Genomic DNA, 18,410 nt, shown 5'->3' on the forward strand with positions numbered 1-18,410 from the left:
GGTCGCGCCAGTCTTCTCGCCCCGCGCGTCGCACGCGCCGATCCCAACACCCTTGACACCACGGGCGACTTACCTCCCTACTGGACCCTGCGCTGCGAATTGACAACGTTGTCTCGCGCCGGGAGGGTGCTCGCGAATGCATGGCAGATCCAGACACAGACTTAGGTCCACGGCCGCCCTGGGGGCGGCCTCACTCGCGCTCGTCGCCGCCGGTCAGGGAGCGTCCGCCGCTTCCCCCGACCAACGGCCGCACGCCGACCGCGAGTTCAGCTCCTCGTTCGAAACGGGCGATCCCGCCCCGACCTGGCTGAACACCGTGGATACCGCCGCAGACGGGACGAAGCGGTCGTCCGGGGTCGACGGCGGCGACAGCGGCGGACTTCCGGGCAATGTCAACAGCCATGTCACGGAGGTCCGCGCCAGCGACGAGAACACGGGCGGCGGTGAGACCAAGGAGAACCTCCTCGACGGCGAGTCGAGCACCAAGTGGCTCTCCTTCGAGCCGACGGCCTGGGTCGAGTACGACCTGGACGCGCCGGCCAAGATCACGACGTACGCCCTGACGTCGGCCAACGACCACGCCGAGCGCGACCCGAAGGACTGGACCCTCAAGGGCTCCACCGACGGCAAGGAGTGGACGACGCTCGACACCCGCACCGGGGAGAGCTTCGCCGACCGCTTCCAGACCAAGAAGTACGACCTCCAGAACCCGGCCGAGTACCAGCACTTCCGGATCGAGTTCACCAAGAACAACGGCGCCGACGACGCCACGCAGCTCGCCGACCTCCAGCTGGCCACCGCCGACACCGGCTCGCCCACGCCCGACGACATGCTCTCCCTCGTCGACAAGGGCCCCAGCGGCTCCCCCACCGCCAAGGCGGGCGCGGGCTTCACCGGCAAGAAGGCCCTGCGCTACGCGGGCACGCACAAGGCCGACGCGCGTGCCTACTCGTACAACAAGGTCTTCGACGTCGACGTGGCCGTCGCCCGTGACACGGAGCTCTCTTACAAGATCTTCCCGTCGATGGCGGACGGCGACCGCGACTACGACGCCACGAACGTCTCCGTGGACCTCGCCTTCACCGACGGCACCTATCTGAGCGACCTGAAGGCCACCGACAGCAACGGCGGCCTGCTGACGCCGCAGGGCCAGGGCGCGGCCAAGCGGCTCTACGTCAACCAGTGGAACGCCGTCGCCTCCTCCATCGGCTCGGTCGCGGCCGGCAAGACCGTCGACCGGATCCTGGTGGCGTACGACTCGCCGAAGGGCCCGGCGAAGTTCCGCGGCTGGGTCGACGACATCGCGCTGAAGGCCGCGAAGCCGGAGCCGCCGAAGGCGCATCTGTCGGACTACGCGGTCACGACGCGCGGCACGAACTCCAGTGGCGGCTTCTCACGCGGCAACACGTTCCCGGCCACCGCGGTCCCCCATGGCTTCAACTTCTGGACGCCGGTGACCAACGCCGGCTCGCTCAGCTGGCTCTACGACTACAGCCGCGACAACAACGCGGACAACCTCCCGACGATGGAGGCGTTCAGCGCCAGCCATGAGCCCAGCCCCTGGATGGGCGACCGGCAGACGTTCCAGATGATGCCGTCGGCGGCGTCCGGCACCCCGGACACCTCCCGCACCGGCCGCGCGCTGCCGTTCAAGCACGAGAACGAGACGGCCCGCCCCTATTACTACGGGGTGCGCTTCGAGAACGGCCTCAAGGCCGAGATGACGCCGACCGACCACGCGGCGATGCTGCGGTTCACCTACCCCGGTGACGACGCGAGCGTGATCTTCGACAACGTCTCCGACCAGGCGGGCCTCACGCTCGACAAGGACAAGGGCATCGTCACCGGCTACTCGGACGTGAAGTCCGGGCTCTCCGCGGGCGCGACCCGGCTCTTCGTCTACGGCGTCTTCGACACTCCGGTCACCGGCGGCGACTCCACCGGCCCCAAGGGCTACCTCCGCTTCAAGCCGGGCGCCGACAAGGCGGTCACCCTGCGCCTCGCGACGTCCCTGATCGGCATCGACCAGGCCAAGGCGAACCTCGCGCAGGAGCTGCCGTCCGGGTCGTCGTTCTCCTCCGTGCGGGACAGCGCCCGCGCGCAGTGGGACAAGCTCCTCGGCAAGGTCGAGGTGGAGGGCGCCACGGCCGACCAGCGCACCACCCTCTACTCGTCCCTGTACCGGCTGTACCTGTACCCCAACTCCGGCTTCGAGAAGGTCGGTTCGAAGTACCAGTACGCCTCGCCGTTCTCGCCGATGCCGGGTCCGGACACCCCGACCCACACCGGCGCGAAGATCGTCGACGGCAAGCCGTACGTCAACAACGGCTTCTGGGACACGTACCGCACGACCTGGCCCGCGTACTCGCTCCTGACACCGAAGAAGGCGGGCGAGCTCGTCGACGGGTTCGTGCAGCAGTACAAGGACGGCGGCTGGATCTCGCGCTGGTCCTCACCGGGTTACGCGGACCTGATGACCGGCACGTCGTCGGACGTGGCGTTCGCCGACGCGTACGTCAAGGGCGTCAAGTTCGACGCGGAGGCCGCGTACAAGGCGGCTCTGAAGAACGCGAGCGTCGTGCCGCCCGCGGCCGGCGTGGGCCGCAAGGGAATGCAGACGTCGCCGTTCCTCGGCTACACGAGCACGGACACCCACGAGGGTCTGTCCTGGGCGCTCGAGGGCTACCTCAACGACTACGGCATCGCACAGATGGGCCAGGCCCTCTACAAGAAGACCGGTGAGAAGCACTACAAGGAGGAGTCGGAGTACTTCCTCAACCGGGCCCGCGACTACGTGAACATGTTCGACCCGAAGGCGGGCTTCTTCCAGGGCAAGAGCGAGAAGGGCGACTGGCGCGTCGAGTCGTCGAAGTTCGACCCGCGCATCTGGGGCTACGACTACACCGAGACCAACGCCTGGGGCTACGCCTTCACCGCCCCGCAGGACTCGCGCGGGCTCGCCAACCTCTACGGCGGACGCGACGGCCTCGCCAAGAAGCTCGACACGTTCTTCGCCACCCCGGAGACGGCGACGAACGACGTCGCGGGCTCGTACGGCGGCGTCATCCACGAGATGACGGAGGCGCGTGACGTCCGGATGGGCATGTACGGCCACTCCAACCAGGTGGGCCACCACATCACGTACATGTACGACGCGGCGGGCCAGCCGTACAAGACGCAGGAGAAGGTCCGCGAGGTCATGTCGCGGCTGTACACCGGCAGCGAGATCGGCCAGGGCTACCACGGCGACGAGGACAACGGCGAGCAGTCGGCCTGGTACCTCTTCTCCTCGCTCGGCTTCTACCCGCTGGTCATGGGCAGCGGTGAATACGCCATCGGCTCCCCGCAGTTCACGAAGATGACGCTGCACCTGGAGAACGGCAAGGACCTGGTCGTCAAGGCTCCCAAGAACAGCGCGAAGAACATCTACGTGCAGGGGCTGAAGGTCAACGGCAAGAACTGGACGTCGACGTCGCTGCCGCACTCCGTCGTCGCGAAGGGCGGGGTCCTGGAGTTCGCGATGGGCCCGAAGCCGTCGAAGTGGGGCACCGGCAAGAACGCGGCGCCGGTCTCCATCACGCAGGACGACAAGGTGCCGTCGCCGCGCAAGGACGCCATCACGGGTTCTGGTCCGCTGTTCGACAACTCCTCGGCGACGAGCGCGAGTGCGGAGTCGGTGGAGCTGCCGGTCGGCGCGGACGGCGCGAAGGCCGTCCAGTACACGCTGACGTCGGACGACAGGGCGAAGGCCCCGGCGGGCTGGAAGCTGGAGGCCTCGGCCGACGGCTCGTCGTGGAAGACGCTGGACCAGCGGTCCGGCGAGTCCTTCTCCTGGGACAAGCAGACGCGGGCGTTCTCGGTGAGCGAGCCGGGCACGTACAAGCACTACCGGCTGGTGTTCACCGGTGGGGCCGCGACGGTGGCGGAGGTGGAGCTGCTGGGCTAGCGCCTGAAGCCTGATCGTGCCGCTGAGCCGCGGGACCTGCCGGTCTCGCGGCTCAGTGGCGCCGTCGCGCATTTAATTGCGTGGACAGGGCCGTGTCGCCCCGCCTAGTGTCTGGCCCGAACCGTGACGCAGCCCGAGGAGGTGAGACCCATGAACGCAGTACGCATGTGGGTGCTCCTCTCGTCCCCACGGTCGGTCGGCTGACACAGGTCGCCCGGGAGCGCCTGGACAAGGCGATCCCGAAAGGCAGAGACCTATGAATACAACAGTGATCACGCGCGTCGCCGACAGACAGTGGCACGCGCTGGAGGACGACCAGGTGGTCGGTCGCGGCGAGGTCTGGCCGCGGCTCGACGGACGGCTCTTCCTCAGCATCGACTCCTGGCACGACGCGGCGTTCGGCCGGCTCGCCGATGCCATGCTCGCGGACCTGCCGAGGCCGCTGTACACGATGGTCGACGAGTCCGACCGGGACCTGAGGTCCCAGTGGGAGCGCGCCGGTTTCACGATCCGGCGCCGCGAGTGGGTGTATGTCCTGCCCACCGACCCACAGGTCACCGGACTCGGCTCGGCACATCCGCCGTCGGGCGTGACGATCCTTCCCCTCGGCGAGGCGGACAAGGACCCCCTGCGCACGCTGGACCGCACGATCCGGGACGAGGTCGGCGCCCGTGCCGGATGGCAGGAGATGCCGGCCGAGGTGCTGCCACGCCTGGACGATGCCACCGTGGTGGACCCGACGAAGTACGCGGTCGCGAGGGAGGTGGAGTCCGGCGAGTACGTGGGACTGCTCCGGGTGGCGCCGGTGCCGCGGCAACCACGGATCGGCCTCATCGCGGTCCGGGCCGACCGGCAGCGCCGGGGCATCGCCCGGGCGCTCCTCGCCGAAGTGCTCGGTTCCCTGCACCGGTCCGGGGTCCGGACGGCGTCGGCCGAGGTCGGCGAACTGAACCTGGCCGCCTCGGCGCTCTTCGACGCGACCGGCGCCGAGCGTGCCGGCAGCAACCTGGAGGTCGTACTTCACTGATGACGAAGACGAACCGCGGTATCGAGATCGAGGGCACCGTCGTCGAGTGCCTGCGCAACGCCACCTTCCAGGTGGAACTGGCGAGCGGGCACAAGGTGCTCGCTCACATCAGCGGCAAGATCCGGAAGAACTACATCAAGATCCTGCCGTACGACCGGGTACTCGTGGAGGTCAGCCCCTACGACCTGACGCGCGGTCGGATCATCTTCCGGTACCGGAACTGACGCCGGGCGGGTGAACGGGTGAAATGGCAGGCGGGCGTGCGGAGTTCACGCCCGCCAGGCCCGCATTGCTTCCGCTCACTTCCGCCAGAACAGGTGGTGCGTCACGCTGCCGCCCGGGCTGGGCACGACGTCCACGTGGAAGCGGTCGCGCAGCTCGTCGGGCGACTCCCACAGCCGCGACCCGGAGCCCAGCTTCACCGGTGAGACGGCCACGTGCAGGGTGTCGACGAGGTCGGCGTCGAGGAACTGGCGGATGACGTTCGCCCCGCCGCCGAGCCGGACGTCCTTGCCCCCGGCCGCCTCCTTCGCCTGTTCGAGGACGGTGGCCGGGTCGGCGTCCACGAAGTGGAACGTGGTGTCGGACAGGGTCAACGACGGGCGTGTGTGGTGGGTCATGACGAACACGGGTGTGTGGAACGGCGGTTCGTCGCCCCACCAGCCCTGCCACTCCAGGTCCTGCCAGGGACCGCTCTGCGGCCCGAACTTGCCGCGGCCCATGATCTCGGCGCCGATGTTGCGGTGGTAGTCGCGGACGAGGTAGTCGTCGAGGCCCCGGGTGCCCCCGGGATCGGTGCGGGTCGGCCAGCTCGCCGTGGCACCGCACCACGAGAACATCTCCCCCGGATCGGCATGCCCGAACGGCCGCTCCAGACTCTTCCCCTCCCCTGCGCCGAACCCGTCACTGGAGACGTTGAAGTTCTGGACCCTCAGCAGCTGCGTCACGTGTTCCTCCTGGGTTACGGGTGACAGTGAGGAGACTCCCTCGGCCGGGAGAACTCATCGCCGTCAGGCCAGGCTGCCGGACGCGCAAAAGGGCCGCATCCCCGTCGCCGGGGATGCGGCCCTCAACTGCCCTGCCGACCGCTTACTTCCGGATCAGCGAGCGCAGCACGTACTGCATGATGCCGCCGTTGCGGTAGTAGTCCGCCTCACCGGGGGTGTCGATGCGGACGACCGCGTCGAACTCCACACCGGTGTCGGTGGTGACCTTGACCGTGCGCGGCGTGGTGCCGTTGTTGAGCTCCTCGACGCCGGTGAAGGAGAAGGTCTCCTCGCCGGTCAGACCGAGGGACTCGGCCGAGGCGCCCTCCGGGAACTGGAGCGGCAGGACGCCCATGCCGATGAGGTTCGAGCGGTGGATGCGCTCGTACGACTCGGCGATGACGGCCTTGACGCCGAGGAGCGCGGTGCCCTTGGCGGCCCAGTCACGGGACGAACCCGAGCCGTACTCCTTGCCGGCCAGGATGGCCAGCGGGGTGCCCTGCTCGATGTAGTTGCGCGAGGCGTCGTAGATGAACGCCACCGGAGCCGCGTCAGCAGTCGCAGCCTGGGTGAAGTCGCGGGTGTAGCCGCCCTCGGTGCCCGGCGCGATCTGGTTGCGCAGGCGGATGTTGGCGAACGTGCCGCGGATCATGACCTCGTGGTTGCCACGGCGCGAGCCGTAGGAGTTGAAGTCACGGCGCTGGACGCCGTGCTCCGTGAGGTACTGGCCGGCCGGGGTGTCGGCCTTGATCGCACCGGCCGGGGAGATGTGGTCGGTGGTGACCGAGTCGCCCAGCTTGGCGAGGACGCGCGCGCCCGTGATGTCGGAGACCGGGGTGGTCTCCATCGTCATGCCCTCGAAGTACGGGGGCTTGCGGACGTAGGTGGACTCGGAGTCCCACTCGAAGGTGTTGCCGGTCGGGATCGACAGGGCCTGCCACTGGGCGTCACCCGCGAAGACGTCCTGGTAGGACTTGTTGAACATGTCCTCGCCGATGGAGTTGGCGACGACGTCGTTGACCTCGGCCTCCGTCGGCCAGATGTCCGCGAGGTAGACCGGCTTGCCGTCCTGGTCGATGCCCAGGGCGTCCTTGGTGATGTCGACCTTCATCGAACCGGCGATGGCGTACGCGACGACCAGCGGCGGGGACGCCAGGTAGTTCATCTTGACGTCGGGGTTGATGCGGCCCTCGAAGTTACGGTTGCCGGAGAGGACCGACGTGACCGCGAGGTCGTGCTCGTTGACCGCCTTCGAGACCTCCTCGGGCAGCGGGCCCGAGTTGCCGATGCAGGTGGTGCAGCCGTAGCCGACGAGGTTGAAGCCGACCTTGTCCAGGTACGGCGTCAGACCGGCCTTGTCGAAGTAGTCGGTGACGACCTTCGAGCCCGGGGCGAGCGTGGTCTTGACCCACGGCTTGCGGGTCAGGCCCTTCTCGACGGCCTTCTTCGCCACGAGCGCGGCGGCGACCATCACGTACGGGTTCGACGTGTTGGTGCAGGACGTGATCGCGGCGACGGTGACGGCGCCGTGGTCGATCTCGTACGTCGAGCCGTCGGGGGCCGTGACCAGGGTCGGGCGCGACGGGACGCCGTTGGCGGCGGCCGGGGAGTCGGAGGCCGGGAAGGACTCCTTGCCCGCCTCGTCGTCGTCCTCGACGTAGTTGCGCACGTCGAGCGCGAACTGCTGCGCGGCGTTCGCGAGGACGATGCGGTCCTGCGGGCGCTTCGGGCCGGCGATGGAGGGGACGACCGTGGAGAGGTCGAGCTCCAGCTTCTCGGAGAAGTCGGGCTCGGCGGCCGGGTCGAGCCAGAGGCCCTGCTCCTTGGCGTACGCCTCGACGAGCGCGACCTGCTGCTCGTCACGGCCCGTCAGCTTCAGGTACTTCAGCGTCTCGTCGTCGATCGGGAAGATCGCGGCGGTGGAGCCGAACTCCGGCGACATGTTGCCGATGGTGGCGCGGTTCGCCAGGGAGGTGGCGGCGACGCCCTCGCCGTAGAACTCGACGAACTTGCCGACGACGCCGTGCTTGCGCAGCATCTCGGTGATCGTGAGCACGAGGTCCGTGGCGGTGGTGCCGGGCTTGAGCTCACCGGTGAGCTTGAAGCCGACGACGCGCGGGATGAGCATCGAGACCGGCTGGCCGAGCATCGCGGCCTCGGCCTCGATGCCGCCGACGCCCCAGCCCAGGACGCCCAGGCCGTTGACCATCGTGGTGTGCGAGTCGGTGCCGACGAGGGTGTCGGGGTAGGCCTGGCCGTTACGGACCATGACCGTGCGAGCGAGGTGCTCGATGTTCACCTGGTGCACGATGCCGGTGCCCGGGGGGACGACCTTGAACTCGTCGAAGGCGGTCTGGCCCCAGCGCAGGAACTGGTAGCGCTCCTTGTTGCGGCCGTACTCCAGCTCGACGTTCTGGCCGAAGGCGTCGGCGGTGCCGAACTTGTCGGCGATGACGGAGTGGTCGATGACCAGCTCGGCCGGGGCCAGCGGGTTGATCTTCGCCGGGTCGCCGCCGAGCTCCTTCACGGCCTCACGCATGGTGGCGAGGTCCACGACACAGGGCACACCGGTGAAGTCCTGCATGATCACGCGGGCGGGCGTGAACTGGATCTCCTGGGACGGCTGGGCCTGGGAGTCCCAGCTGCCGAGCGCACGGATGTGGTCGGCGGTGATGTTCGCGCCGTCCTCGGTGCGGAGCAGGTTCTCCAGGAGAACCTTCAGGCTGTAAGGGAGGCGCGCGGAGCCCTCGACCTTGTCCAGCTTGAAGATCTCGTACGACTCGTCGCCCACGCGCAGCGTGCTGCGGGCGTCGAAGCTGTTCGCCGACACGACAGTCTCCTTCATATATGTGCGCGTTCCACCGCATCCTGCCGCCACGACGGGTTCGCCGATCCGCTAAGGTAAGGCTAAGTTAGGTAACCCTTACTCAGCATGGCGGCTGCGGTGTGCCTCTATAGATATCTCGATGTCGAGATAACTCTAATACATGAGGCCGGACTGGTCATGCCCGGGTTTCACCGAGCCGTCCCGCCACGTCATCGGCGGACCGCCCTCCCCATCGTCCCGCACGCGCGCCGGCGCGCCACCAGGGCCGGTTGACGGCCCGTCACCCCAATGGACCCGCCGAAATGCGGCATCTCATATCTGAGATAGCCTGCCGCCATGGCAGACGACTACCTCGTACGTATCGGCAAGCTCATCCGTGACGCCCGACAGCACCGGGGCTGGACACAGTCGCAGCTCGCCGAGGCGCTCGGTACCAGCCAGAGCGCCGTCAACCGCATCGAGCGCGGCAACCAGAACATCAGCCTTGAGATGATCGCCCGAATAGGCGAAGCGCTCGACAGTGAAATCGTCTCTCTGGGCTACTCGGGTCCGATGCACCTGCGCGTGGTGGGCGGCCGCCGCCTGTCCGGGTCGATCGACGTGAAGACGAGCAAGAACGCCTGCGTGGCGCTGCTGTGCGCCTCGCTCCTCAACAGGGGCCGCACGGTCCTGCGCCGCGTCGCCCGCATCGAGGAGGTCTACCGCCTCCTCGAGGTCCTGAACTCCATCGGTGTCCGCACCCGGTGGATCAACGACGGTGTGGACCTGGAGATCGTGCCGCCGGCCGCCCTCGACATGGACGCCATCGACGCCGCCGCCGCACGCCGCACGCGCTCGATCATCATGTTCCTCGGCCCGCTCCTGCACCGCCTCGACCACTTCAAGCTGCCGTACGCGGGCGGCTGCGACCTCGGCACCCGCACCATCGAGCCGCACATGATCGCGCTGCGCCGGTTCGGCCTGGACATCACGGCGACCGAGGGGCTCTACCACGCGCAGGTCGAGGCGGGGGTCTCCCCCACCCGGCCGATCGTGCTGACCGAGCGCGGCGACACCGTGACCGAGAACGCGCTGCTCGCGGCTGCCCGCCACGACGGCGTCACCGTCATCCGCAACGCGTCCTCGAACTACATGGTCCAGGACCTCTGTTTCTTCCTCGAGGCCCTGGGCATACGCGTCGAGGGCATCGGCACGACCACCCTCACCGTGCACGGCGTGCCGCAGATCGACGTGGACGTCGACTACTCGCCGTCCGAGGACCCGGTCGAGGCGATGAGCCTGCTGGCCGCCGCGGTGGTCACCGAGTCCGAACTGACGGTGAAGCGGGTGCCGATCGAGTTCCTGGAGATCGAGCTCGCGGTCCTGGAGGAGATGGGCCTCGACCACGACCGCACGGCCGAGTACTTCGCGGACAACGGCCGTACGCGCCTGGTGGACCTCACCGTCCGGCCCTCCAAACTGGAGGCGCCGATCGACAAGATCCACCCGATGCCGTTCCCCGGCCTCAACATCGACAACGTGCCCTTCTTCGCGGCCATCGCGGCGGCGGCCCAGGGCCAGACCCTCATCCATGACTGGGTCTACGACAACCGCGCGATCTATCTCACGGACCTGAACCGGCTCGGCGGGCGCCTCCAGCTGCTCGACCCGCACCGCGTCCTCGTCGAGGGCCCGACGCGCTGGCGCGCCGCCGAGATGATGTGCCCGCCCGCACTGCGCCCCGCCGTCGTCGTGCTCCTCGCGATGATGGCCGCCGAGGGCACGTCCGTACTGCGCAACGTGTACGTGATCAACCGCGGCTACGAGGACCTGGCCGAGCGGCTCAACTCCGTCGGCGCACAGATCGAGACGTTCCGGGACATCTGACGCGATTGACGTCGTTCAGGGCCGCGGGAAGAGGTTGAGCAGTTCCTCTTCCGCGGCCCATCGGCGTACCTGCTCCACGATCAGGCGCTCGGCGCGCGGACGGAAGGCCGCCGAGCCGCCGGCCACGTGCGGGGTGATGAGGACGCCGGGGGCGTGGCGCAGGGCGTGGTCCGCCGGGAGGGGCTCCGGGTCGGTGACGTCGAGGGCGGCGCGCAGCCGGCCCGTGACGGTCTCGGCGAGCAGGGCCTCGGTGTCGAGGGTGCGGCCGCGGCCGACGTTGACGACGAGAGCGCCGTCCGGCAGTGCGGCCATTTCCTTCGGGCCGAACAGGCCTACCGTGGCCGGGTTCTCGGGCAGGACGAGGACCACGATGTCGAGGCCGGGGAGCAGTTCGGGCAGATCGGCGATCGCGTGGACCCCCTCGTCGGGGCGGGCGCGCCGGGCGACGCGGACGACCTCGGCCTCGCAGGCGAGGAGCCGGGTCTCCAGGGCCGAGCCGATCGAGCCGTAGCCGACGATCGCGACGCGGCTGTCGGCGAGCGAGCGCGTGAAGTGCGGCTCCCAGCGGCCGGCCACCTGGTCGGCGGCCCAGCGGGGCAGTTCGCGCTGGGCCGCGAGGATGAGGCCCAGGGCGTGCTCCGCGGTGGAGGCGTCGTGCAGGCCCCGGCCGTTGTGCAGGGTGACGCCCTCGAGCAGCTGCGGCTGGAGCTTCTCGACTCCGGCGCTCAGGGACTGGACGGCGCGCAGGCGCGGGAGCCGGGGCAGCAGCCGGTCCGCGTCGGGAACCGCGTAGGGCATCACCCAGAACTCCACGGCGTCCAGGACGTCTTGCGGGAGTTCGGACGCGGGCGTCACACCGTCCCACACGTGGACGCGGACGCCGTCGGGCCAGGGGCCGTGGCGCCGGTCGAGCTGCGGCCAGGGGACGAGCACGTCGGTATCGGTCATCGCGGGTTTCTCCTTCGGCTGCTTGCCGTCACGGTATGCGGGCGACCCATTGACCCGGCCGCCACTCCCTCGTAGCGTCTTCCCGCCCAGTGAAACACTTTCCATCTCACGGAAAACAGGGGGTCAAGGGATGACAGCGCCGTCGCCCTCCCGGCCGTCCACCGGCGGCTTCTGGAGCTCGACCCGCGCCCGGCACCTGATACCGGTCGCGTTCATCACGTACTCGCTCGCCTATCTCGACAAGTCGAACTACGCGATCGCCTCCGCCGGCGGCATGGCCGACGAGCTGCATCTGTCCGCGGGCCTCGACTCGCTGATCGCCGCGTCGTTCTTCCTCGGCTACTTCTTCTTCCAGATCCCCGGCACGATCTACGCCGAGCAGCGCAGCGCGCGCCGGCTCGTCGCCTGGTCGACGGTGCTGTGGGGGCTGCTCGCCGTGGTGCAGGGCCTGCTGAGCAGCCCCGGGCAGCTGATCGCCGTGCGGTTCGCGCTCGGCGTCGTCGAGGGCGCGGTGCTGCCGTCGATGGTGATGCTGCTCAGCCGCTGGTTCACGCACGGCGAGCGTGGCCGCGCCAACACCCTGCTCATCCTGGGCAATCCGGTCACCGTGATGTGGCTCTCCGCCCTGTCCGGCTGGCTGGTGTCGGTCACCGACTGGCGCGTGATGTTCATCGTCGAGGGTGTGCCCTCGGTCGTCTGGGGCCTGTTCTGCCTGCGGCTCATCAAGGACCGCCCCGAGGACGCCAGGTGGGTCGCCCCGGCCGAGCTGGAAGTCCTGCGCGAGGACCGCGCCTCCGTGCCCGCCGCCTCCGGGAACCTGCGCGAGGAGTACGGCAAGGTGCTGCGCTCGCGCCCTGTGCTGCTGATGGCCGTGCAGTACTTCTTCTGGTCGTTCGGCATGTACGGCTTCATCTTCTGGCTGCCGTCGATCGTGAAGAAGGGCTCGGGCGAGGGCATCGGCGCCACCGGTCTGCTGACCGCCGTGCCGTACGCCTTCGCGGTCGTCGCGATGCTGCTCAACTCGCGCCTGTCCGACCGCAGCGGGCGGCGCAAGGCGGCCGTGTGGCCCTGGCTCGCCGCCGGCGGCCTCGCCCTGTTCGGCTCGTACGCGGCCGGGTCCCACTTCCCCGTGGCGCTCGCGCTGCTCGTGGTGGCGGGCCTGTGCCTGTACGCGCCCTACGGCCCGTACTTCGCGCTCGTCTCCACGCTCGCCCCGGCGGGCGTCTCGGGCGCGGCGGTGGCGATGGTCAACTCGCTCGGTGCGCTCGGCTCGTTCGCCGGGACGTATCTCGTGGGCTGGGTACGCGGCACGTCCCTCGGGGACGCGGGGGCCTTCGCGTTCATGGCGGCGGGCGCGCTGGTCTCGGCCGTGCTGATGCTGGCGGTGCACGAGCCCCGTCCGTCCGGTACCCGCCCGGGTACGGTGAACCGGCAGCCCACCGCTGCCACCACCACCTGAGTGCGCCGGGGACCGGTCCCGGCGTCCGGGCGCAGCACACGGGAGACGAGCAGCGTGACCACGACGTCCGGCGACGACATGCTCGGCCGGGGCCTGCGACTCCTCACCGTGCTGGCCGACCATCCCGCGGGCCTGGGGGTGAGCGCCGCGGCCCGCGCCGCGGCGCTCCCGGTCAGCAGCGCCCACCGGCTCCTCGGCCGGCTCGCCGCCGAACGGTTCGTGGCGTACGACGAGGACACCCGGCGCTACGCGCTGGGGGCCCGGGTGCTCGAACTGTCGCGGGGATTCCAGCGCTCACCGGCCGGCTACTCCGCGGCGGCGGCGCCGATGCGCAGGCTCGCCGACCGCACGGGCCTGCCCGCCATCGCGGGCATCCTCCACGACACGGACGTGCTGCTCGTCCTCACCGCGCAGGGCACGCAGCACCTCCAGCTGCGCAGCGCGGAGGGCACCCGTAACGCCTGGCACGCGACCTCGCTCGGCAAGGTCCTCGTCGCGGGCCTGCCCGAGCGCGAGCGCGACGAGCTGCTCGCGGCCGGCCTGAGCGCGGTCACCGCCCGCACGGTGACCGACCCGGCGGCGGTCCGCGAGGAGCTCGACGCCGTGCGCGAGCGCGGCTGGGCCGAGGTCGACGAGGAGAACGAGGTCGGCGTCCGGTCGATCGCCGTCGCCGTGCCCCCGCCGCACGGACAGGCGCCGCGCCTCGCCGTCTCGCTCGGCGCGGCCGTCGCCCTGACCGGCGCCGACGAACTGCGCGCGCACGTCCCGGCCCTGCGCGCGTGCGCGGAGGACATCGCGGCGCACATGGACCACTGAGCGGGTCTGCGGGTGTGACGGACGCCGCCCGGTGACATGGATCCCGGGGAGGGCGGCCACCGGGCCCCCGCACCGCTCCCGGGAGGAACGCACGATGACCGAGCTGATGAAGGCCGTCCAGTACCGCACGGTGGGTGCCGCTCCCGAAGTCGTGCAGATCCCCGTGCCCGCCCCCGGTCCCGGCCAGGTGCTGCTGCGGGTGACGGCGGCCGGTGTCTGCCACTCCGACATCGCCGTGATGAGCTGGCCCGCCGATCAGCTGGGCTTCCCGCTGCCGCTCACGCTCGGCCACGAGGGCGTCGGCACGGTCGCGGCGGTGGGTGACGGGGTGGTGGCCGTCGAGGTCGGCGACGCGGTCGCCGTCTACGGGCCGTGGGGCTGCGGCACCTGCGCCAAGTGCGCGGAGGGCAAGGAGAATTACTGTCTGCGCGCCAAGGAACTCGGCATCTACCCGCCCGGCCTCGGCGCGCCCGGCGCCATGGCCGAGTACATGGTCGTGGACAGCCCCCGCCATCTCGTGCCGCTCGGCGCCCTCGACCCGGTGCAGGCGGTGCCGCTGACCGACGCCGGCCTGACGCCGTACCACGCGATCAAGCGGTCGCTGCCGAAGCTGGTGCCGGGGTCGACGGCCGTCGTGATCGGCACGGGCGGGCTCGGGCACGTCGCGATCCAGCTCCTGCGCGCACTGTCCCCTGCCTGGGTGATCGCGCTGGACGTGAACGAGGAGAAACTGGCGCTCGCCCGCGAGGTGGGCGCCCATGAGGCGATCCTGTCGGACGCCGAATCCGTGGCTGTCGTCAGGGAGTTGACCGGCGGCAAGGGCGCCGAGGCGGTCTTCGACTTCGTCGGGGCCACACCGACGGTGGCCACGGCGGGCGGCTGTGCGGCGGTCGAGGGCGATGTCACCATCGTCGGCCTCGGCGGCGGCAGCCTCGCGGTCGGCTTCGGCACCACACCGTACGAGGCGTCGGTGACGGCGCCGTACTGGGGCAGCCGCAGCGAGCTGATGGAGGTGCTCGACCTGGCGCGGTCCGGAGTCGTCTCCGTGCACGTGGAGACGTACGGCATCGACGACGCGCCCACCGCCTACCAGCGGCTGCACGACGGGACCGTGCGCGGACGCGCGGTGATCCTGCCGCAGGAGTAGCGGCCGGCCCCTCACATCGGGGTGCGGGCATGCTCTTCGGGCTCCATGCCGGGGGTCGCCGGCCGGGCGCCGGCGGACTCCGCCCTAGTGGGGCAGGACCGCCAGGCCGTCCAGTTCCACCAGAGCCTGCTCGTCCCACAGTCGGGTCGTGCCGATCACCGCCATCGCCGGGTAGTCGCGGCCCGCCGACTCGCGCCAGATCCGGCCGAGTTCGCGGGCCTGGGTGCGGTAGTCGGCGATGTCGGTGGCGTAGACGGTGACGCGGGCGAGGGTGTCGGGGGTGCCTCCCGCGTGGCGCAGGGCGGTGAGGAGGTTGGTCAGGGCCCGCTCGAACTGCTCCGGGAGCGTGTCGCCGGTGATCTTGCCGTCCGCGTCGAGAGCGGTCTGGCCGGCGAGGAAGACGAGGCGGCCGCCGGTGGCGGTGACGGCGTGCGAGAAGCCGGTGGGCGGGGAGAGTTCGGGTGGGTTGATCCGCTCGATGCCGCTCACGCGTACAACTCCTTTGCGATGATGGCGCGTTGGACCTCGCTCGCCCCTTCGTAGATGCGGGGGGCCCGCACCTCGCGGTAGAGGTGTTCGAGGAGGTGGCCGCGTTGCAGGGCGCGGGCGCCGTGCAGCTGGACGGCGGTGTCGACGACGTGCTGGGCGGTCTCGGTGGCGAGGAGCTTCGCCATCGCGGCGCGCTGCGGCACGTCGGGGGCGCCCGCGTCGTACGCCGCCGCGGCCGCGTAGACCATGAGGCGGGCCGCCTCGGTGCGCAGGGCGAGATCGGCCACCTGGTGCGCGACCGTCTGGAGGTCCTTCAGCTTGCCGCCGAACGCGTCGCGCCGGGCGGTGTGGGCGAGCGTCGCGTCGAGCGCGGCCTGCGCCATGCCGACGGCGAAGGCGCCGACGCTCGGGCGGAAGAGGTTCAGGGTGGTCATGGCGACGCGGAAGCCGCGGTCCGGTTCGCCGAGCACGTCGTCGGCGGTGACCGGGACCGCGTCGAAGTCGAGGGAACCGATGGGGTGCGGGGACAGCATGTCCAGGGGGGTGCCGGTGAGTCCGGGGCGGTCGGCGGGGACCAGGAACGCGGTGACTCCGCGCGCTCCGGCGTCCGGGGCCGTACGGGCGAAGACGGTGTAGAAGTCGGCCTCGGGGGCGTTCGAGATCCAGGTCTTCTCGCCGATGAGGCACCAGCCTCCGGTGCCGTCGGGCTCGGCGCGCAGCGCGAGGGCCGCGGCGTCGGAGCCGGCGCCCGGCTCGCTGAGCGCGAAGGCCGCGACGGCGGTGCCGTCACTGACGCGCGGCAGCCAGTGCGCGCGCTGGGTGTCGGTGCCGTACGCGTGCACGGGGTGCGCGCCCAGCCCCTGGAGGGCGAGCGCGGTCTCGGCCTCCGTGCAGGCGCGGGCGAGGGACTCGCGCATCAGGCACAGGTCGAGGGCCCCGGAGCGGAACAGCCGTTCCAGAAGGCCGAGCCGCCCGAGCTCGGCGACGAGCGGCCGGTTCACCTTCCCCGGTTCGCCCTTCTCGGCAAGGGGCGCGAGCCGCTCGGCGGCGAGCGCGCGCAGTTCGGCACACCAGGCGGTCTGCGCCGGGTCGAGCGAGAATGACGGAGCTGCGGACTTTGCGGTCATCTGTCGGCGCCTCCCGGTTCGCCGGCGGCTCGGGCCGGCTCCGTCACGGTATCGCGGACCGTTGACTGTCGTCACCATCACGATACGCTCATTCCGCGAGCCCACCACAAGCAGGGTCTTTCGTTCCTAGGGGGCGCACGGCCATGACAGACGCTCCGCCACAGCACACGTCGGCCCACGTCGACACCTTCGCGCGCGACCACCTCCCGCCGCCCGAACTCTGGCCCGACCTCGTCTTCGACCTCCCCGAACTGCGCTATCCGCAGCAGCTGAACTGCGGGGCCGAGCTGCTCGACCGCACCGTCGAACGGTTCGGCCCCGACCGTCCCGCGTTCCGCACGGGCGACGGGGAGGTGTGGACATACGGGGAGCTGCTGCGCCGCGTCGACCGGATCGCGCATCTGCTCAGCGGTGAGCTGGGCGTACGGCCGGGGAACCGGGTGCTGCTGCGCGGCCCCACCACGCCGTGGCTCGCGGCCTGTTGGCTGGCCGTGATGAAGGCAGGCGCGGTCGCCGTCACCGTGCTCGCGCAGGCGCGGGCGCAGGAGCTGGCGACGATCTGCTCCATCGCCCGGGTCACGCACGCGCTGTGCGACGCCAGGGCCATGGACGACCTGGTGAAGGCCGAGGTGCCCGGGCTGCGCGTCACGCCGTTCGGCGGCGAGGGGTCCGACGACCTCCTCAGGCGCGTCTCCGGGCTGCCCGAGACGTACGAGGCCGTGGCGACCGCCGCCGACGACGTCGCCCTGATCGCGTTCACGTCGGGCACGACCGGGCGCCCCAAGGGCTGCATGCACTTCCACCGGGACGTCCTCGCCATCGCGGACACGTTCGCGCGCCATGTCCTGCGGCCGACGCCGGACGACGTGTTCGCGGGGAGCCCGCCGCTCGGTTTCACGTTCGGGCTCGGCGGGCTCGTCATCTTCCCGCTGCGGGCCGGCGCCTCGTCGCTGCTGCTCGAACACGCGGGGCCGAGGCAGCTGCTGCCCGCGATCGCCGAGCACGGGGTGTCCGTCCTGTTCACCGCCCCGACCGCGTACCGAGCGCTCCTCGACGGCACCGACCGGCACGCTCTCTCGTCGCTGCGACGGTGCGTCTCCGCGGGCGAGAACCTGCCGGCCGCGACCTGGCGGGCCTGGCACGAGGCGACGGGGATCCGCATCATCAACGGCATCGGCGCCACGGAACTACTGCACATCTTCATCTCCGCCGCCGACGACGCGATCCGCCCCGGGACGACGGGCGTGCCCGTGCCCGGGTGGCAGGCGCGCGTGGTCGACGCCGCGGGGTCCGAAGTGCCGGACGGGGAACCGGGGTTGCTCGCCGTGCGCGGCCCGGTCGGCTGCCGCTATCTCGCCGACGAACGGCAGACGACGTACGTCCGCGGCGGCTGGAACGTCACCGGGGACACGTACGTCCGCGAGCCCGACGGCTACTTCCGGTACGTCGCCCGCGCCGACGACATGATCATATCGGCGGGGTACAACATCGCGGGCCCCGAGGTCGAGGACGCGCTGCTGCGGCACCCCGACGTCGCGGAGACCGCGGTGGTGGGCCGCCCCGACGACGAGCGCGGGCAGATCGCGGTCGCCTACGTCGTACTGCGCGAGGGCGCCCGCCGGGACCCGGACGCGCTGCGGGCGTTCGTGAGGGCCGAACTGGTGCCGTACAAGTGCCCGCGCCGGATCGTCTTCCTGGACGCCCTGCCGCGCACGGCGACCGGGAAGCTCCAGCGGTTCCGGCTGCGCTCCGCCGGCGATCTAGAGTGACCA

13 protein-coding genes are annotated in these 18,410 nt (G+C 70.6%); 8 read left to right on the plus strand and 5 right to left on the minus strand.

Features of this window, described 5'->3' with window-relative positions; all coding sequences use genetic code 11:
* Positions 1-136: 136 nt before the first annotated feature.
* From OG758_RS15995 to infA, 3 genes are all read left to right on the plus strand, one after another.
* Positions 137-3,946: a GH92 family glycosyl hydrolase gene (locus OG758_RS15995; RefSeq protein ID WP_326710634.1), complete on the plus strand. Its 3,810-nt coding sequence runs from the start codon at positions 137-139 to the stop codon at positions 3,944-3,946.
* 256 nt (positions 3,947-4,202) lie between these two features.
* Positions 4,203-4,973: a GNAT family N-acetyltransferase gene (locus OG758_RS16000; RefSeq protein ID WP_326710635.1), complete on the plus strand. Its 771-nt coding sequence runs from the start codon at positions 4,203-4,205 to the stop codon at positions 4,971-4,973.
* Positions 4,973-5,197 (plus strand): translation initiation factor IF-1, encoded by a 225-nt coding sequence (infA, locus tag OG758_RS16005; protein WP_326710636.1) that lies wholly within the window; start codon positions 4,973-4,975, stop codon positions 5,195-5,197. The genes OG758_RS16000 and infA overlap by 1 nt, the downstream gene beginning before the upstream one ends.
* A gap of 75 nt (positions 5,198-5,272) precedes the next feature.
* Here the strand turns inward: infA and OG758_RS16010 are convergent, their stop codons facing one another.
* Both OG758_RS16010 and acnA read right to left on the minus strand, forming a co-directional pair.
* Complete coding sequence (locus OG758_RS16010) at positions 5,273-5,920, minus strand: dihydrofolate reductase family protein (protein ID WP_326710637.1); 648 nt, start codon at positions 5,918-5,920, stop codon at positions 5,273-5,275.
* Between the two features lie 142 nt (positions 5,921-6,062).
* Entirely contained in the window at positions 6,063-8,789 is a 2,727-nt protein-coding gene (acnA, locus tag OG758_RS16015) for an aconitate hydratase AcnA (RefSeq protein ID WP_326710638.1), read from the minus strand.
* Between the two features lie 333 nt (positions 8,790-9,122).
* Here acnA and OG758_RS16020 point away from each other — a divergent pair, with 333 nt between their 5' ends.
* Positions 9,123-10,652, plus strand: coding sequence for a helix-turn-helix domain-containing protein (locus OG758_RS16020; RefSeq protein WP_326710639.1), 1,530 nt, complete (start codon positions 9,123-9,125; stop codon positions 10,650-10,652).
* Positions 10,653-10,667: 15 nt separating this feature from the next.
* Here the strand turns inward: OG758_RS16020 and OG758_RS16025 are convergent, their stop codons facing one another.
* On the minus strand, positions 10,668-11,600 hold the full coding sequence (locus tag OG758_RS16025; protein WP_326710640.1) for a 2-hydroxyacid dehydrogenase: 933 nt from the start codon (positions 11,598-11,600) through the stop codon (positions 10,668-10,670).
* A gap of 130 nt (positions 11,601-11,730) precedes the next feature.
* On the opposite strand from OG758_RS16025, the gene OG758_RS16030 reads away from it, so the two are divergent.
* The 3 genes from OG758_RS16030 (at position 11,731) to OG758_RS16040 (ending at position 15,022) form a co-directional block, all read left to right on the plus strand.
* Positions 11,731-13,059, plus strand: coding sequence for an MFS transporter (locus OG758_RS16030; RefSeq protein WP_326710641.1), 1,329 nt, complete (start codon positions 11,731-11,733; stop codon positions 13,057-13,059).
* A gap of 54 nt (positions 13,060-13,113) precedes the next feature.
* Positions 13,114-13,875, plus strand: coding sequence for an IclR family transcriptional regulator (locus OG758_RS16035; protein ID WP_266558858.1), 762 nt, complete (start codon positions 13,114-13,116; stop codon positions 13,873-13,875).
* A 106-nt stretch (positions 13,876-13,981) separates the two neighbouring features.
* Positions 13,982-15,022: an NAD(P)-dependent alcohol dehydrogenase gene (locus tag OG758_RS16040; protein ID WP_326715939.1), complete on the plus strand. Its 1,041-nt coding sequence runs from the start codon at positions 13,982-13,984 to the stop codon at positions 15,020-15,022.
* Between the two features lie 84 nt (positions 15,023-15,106).
* Here OG758_RS16040 and OG758_RS16045 read toward each other — a convergent pair whose 3' ends face one another.
* Together OG758_RS16045 and OG758_RS16050 are read right to left on the minus strand one after the other, a co-directional pair.
* Positions 15,107-15,511 carry a RidA family protein gene (locus OG758_RS16045; RefSeq protein ID WP_326710642.1) on the minus strand — a complete coding sequence of 135 codons (405 nt, stop codon included), beginning with the start codon at positions 15,509-15,511 and terminating at the stop codon, positions 15,107-15,109.
* Entirely contained in the window at positions 15,508-16,638 is a 1,131-nt protein-coding gene (locus OG758_RS16050) for an acyl-CoA dehydrogenase family protein (RefSeq protein WP_326710643.1), read from the minus strand. The genes OG758_RS16045 and OG758_RS16050 overlap by 4 nt, the downstream gene beginning before the upstream one ends.
* Positions 16,639-16,781: 143 nt before the next feature.
* Between OG758_RS16050 and OG758_RS16055 the strand changes: the two genes are divergently transcribed.
* Positions 16,782-18,407 (plus strand): AMP-binding protein, encoded by a 1,626-nt coding sequence (locus OG758_RS16055; protein ID WP_326710644.1) that lies wholly within the window; start codon positions 16,782-16,784, stop codon positions 18,405-18,407.
* Positions 18,408-18,410: the final 3 nt, after the last annotated feature.

The sequence above is a fragment of the Streptomyces sp. NBC_01474 genome, from assembly GCF_035918215.1.
GTDB lineage: Bacteria > Actinomycetota > Actinomycetes > Streptomycetales > Streptomycetaceae > Streptomyces > Streptomyces aureus.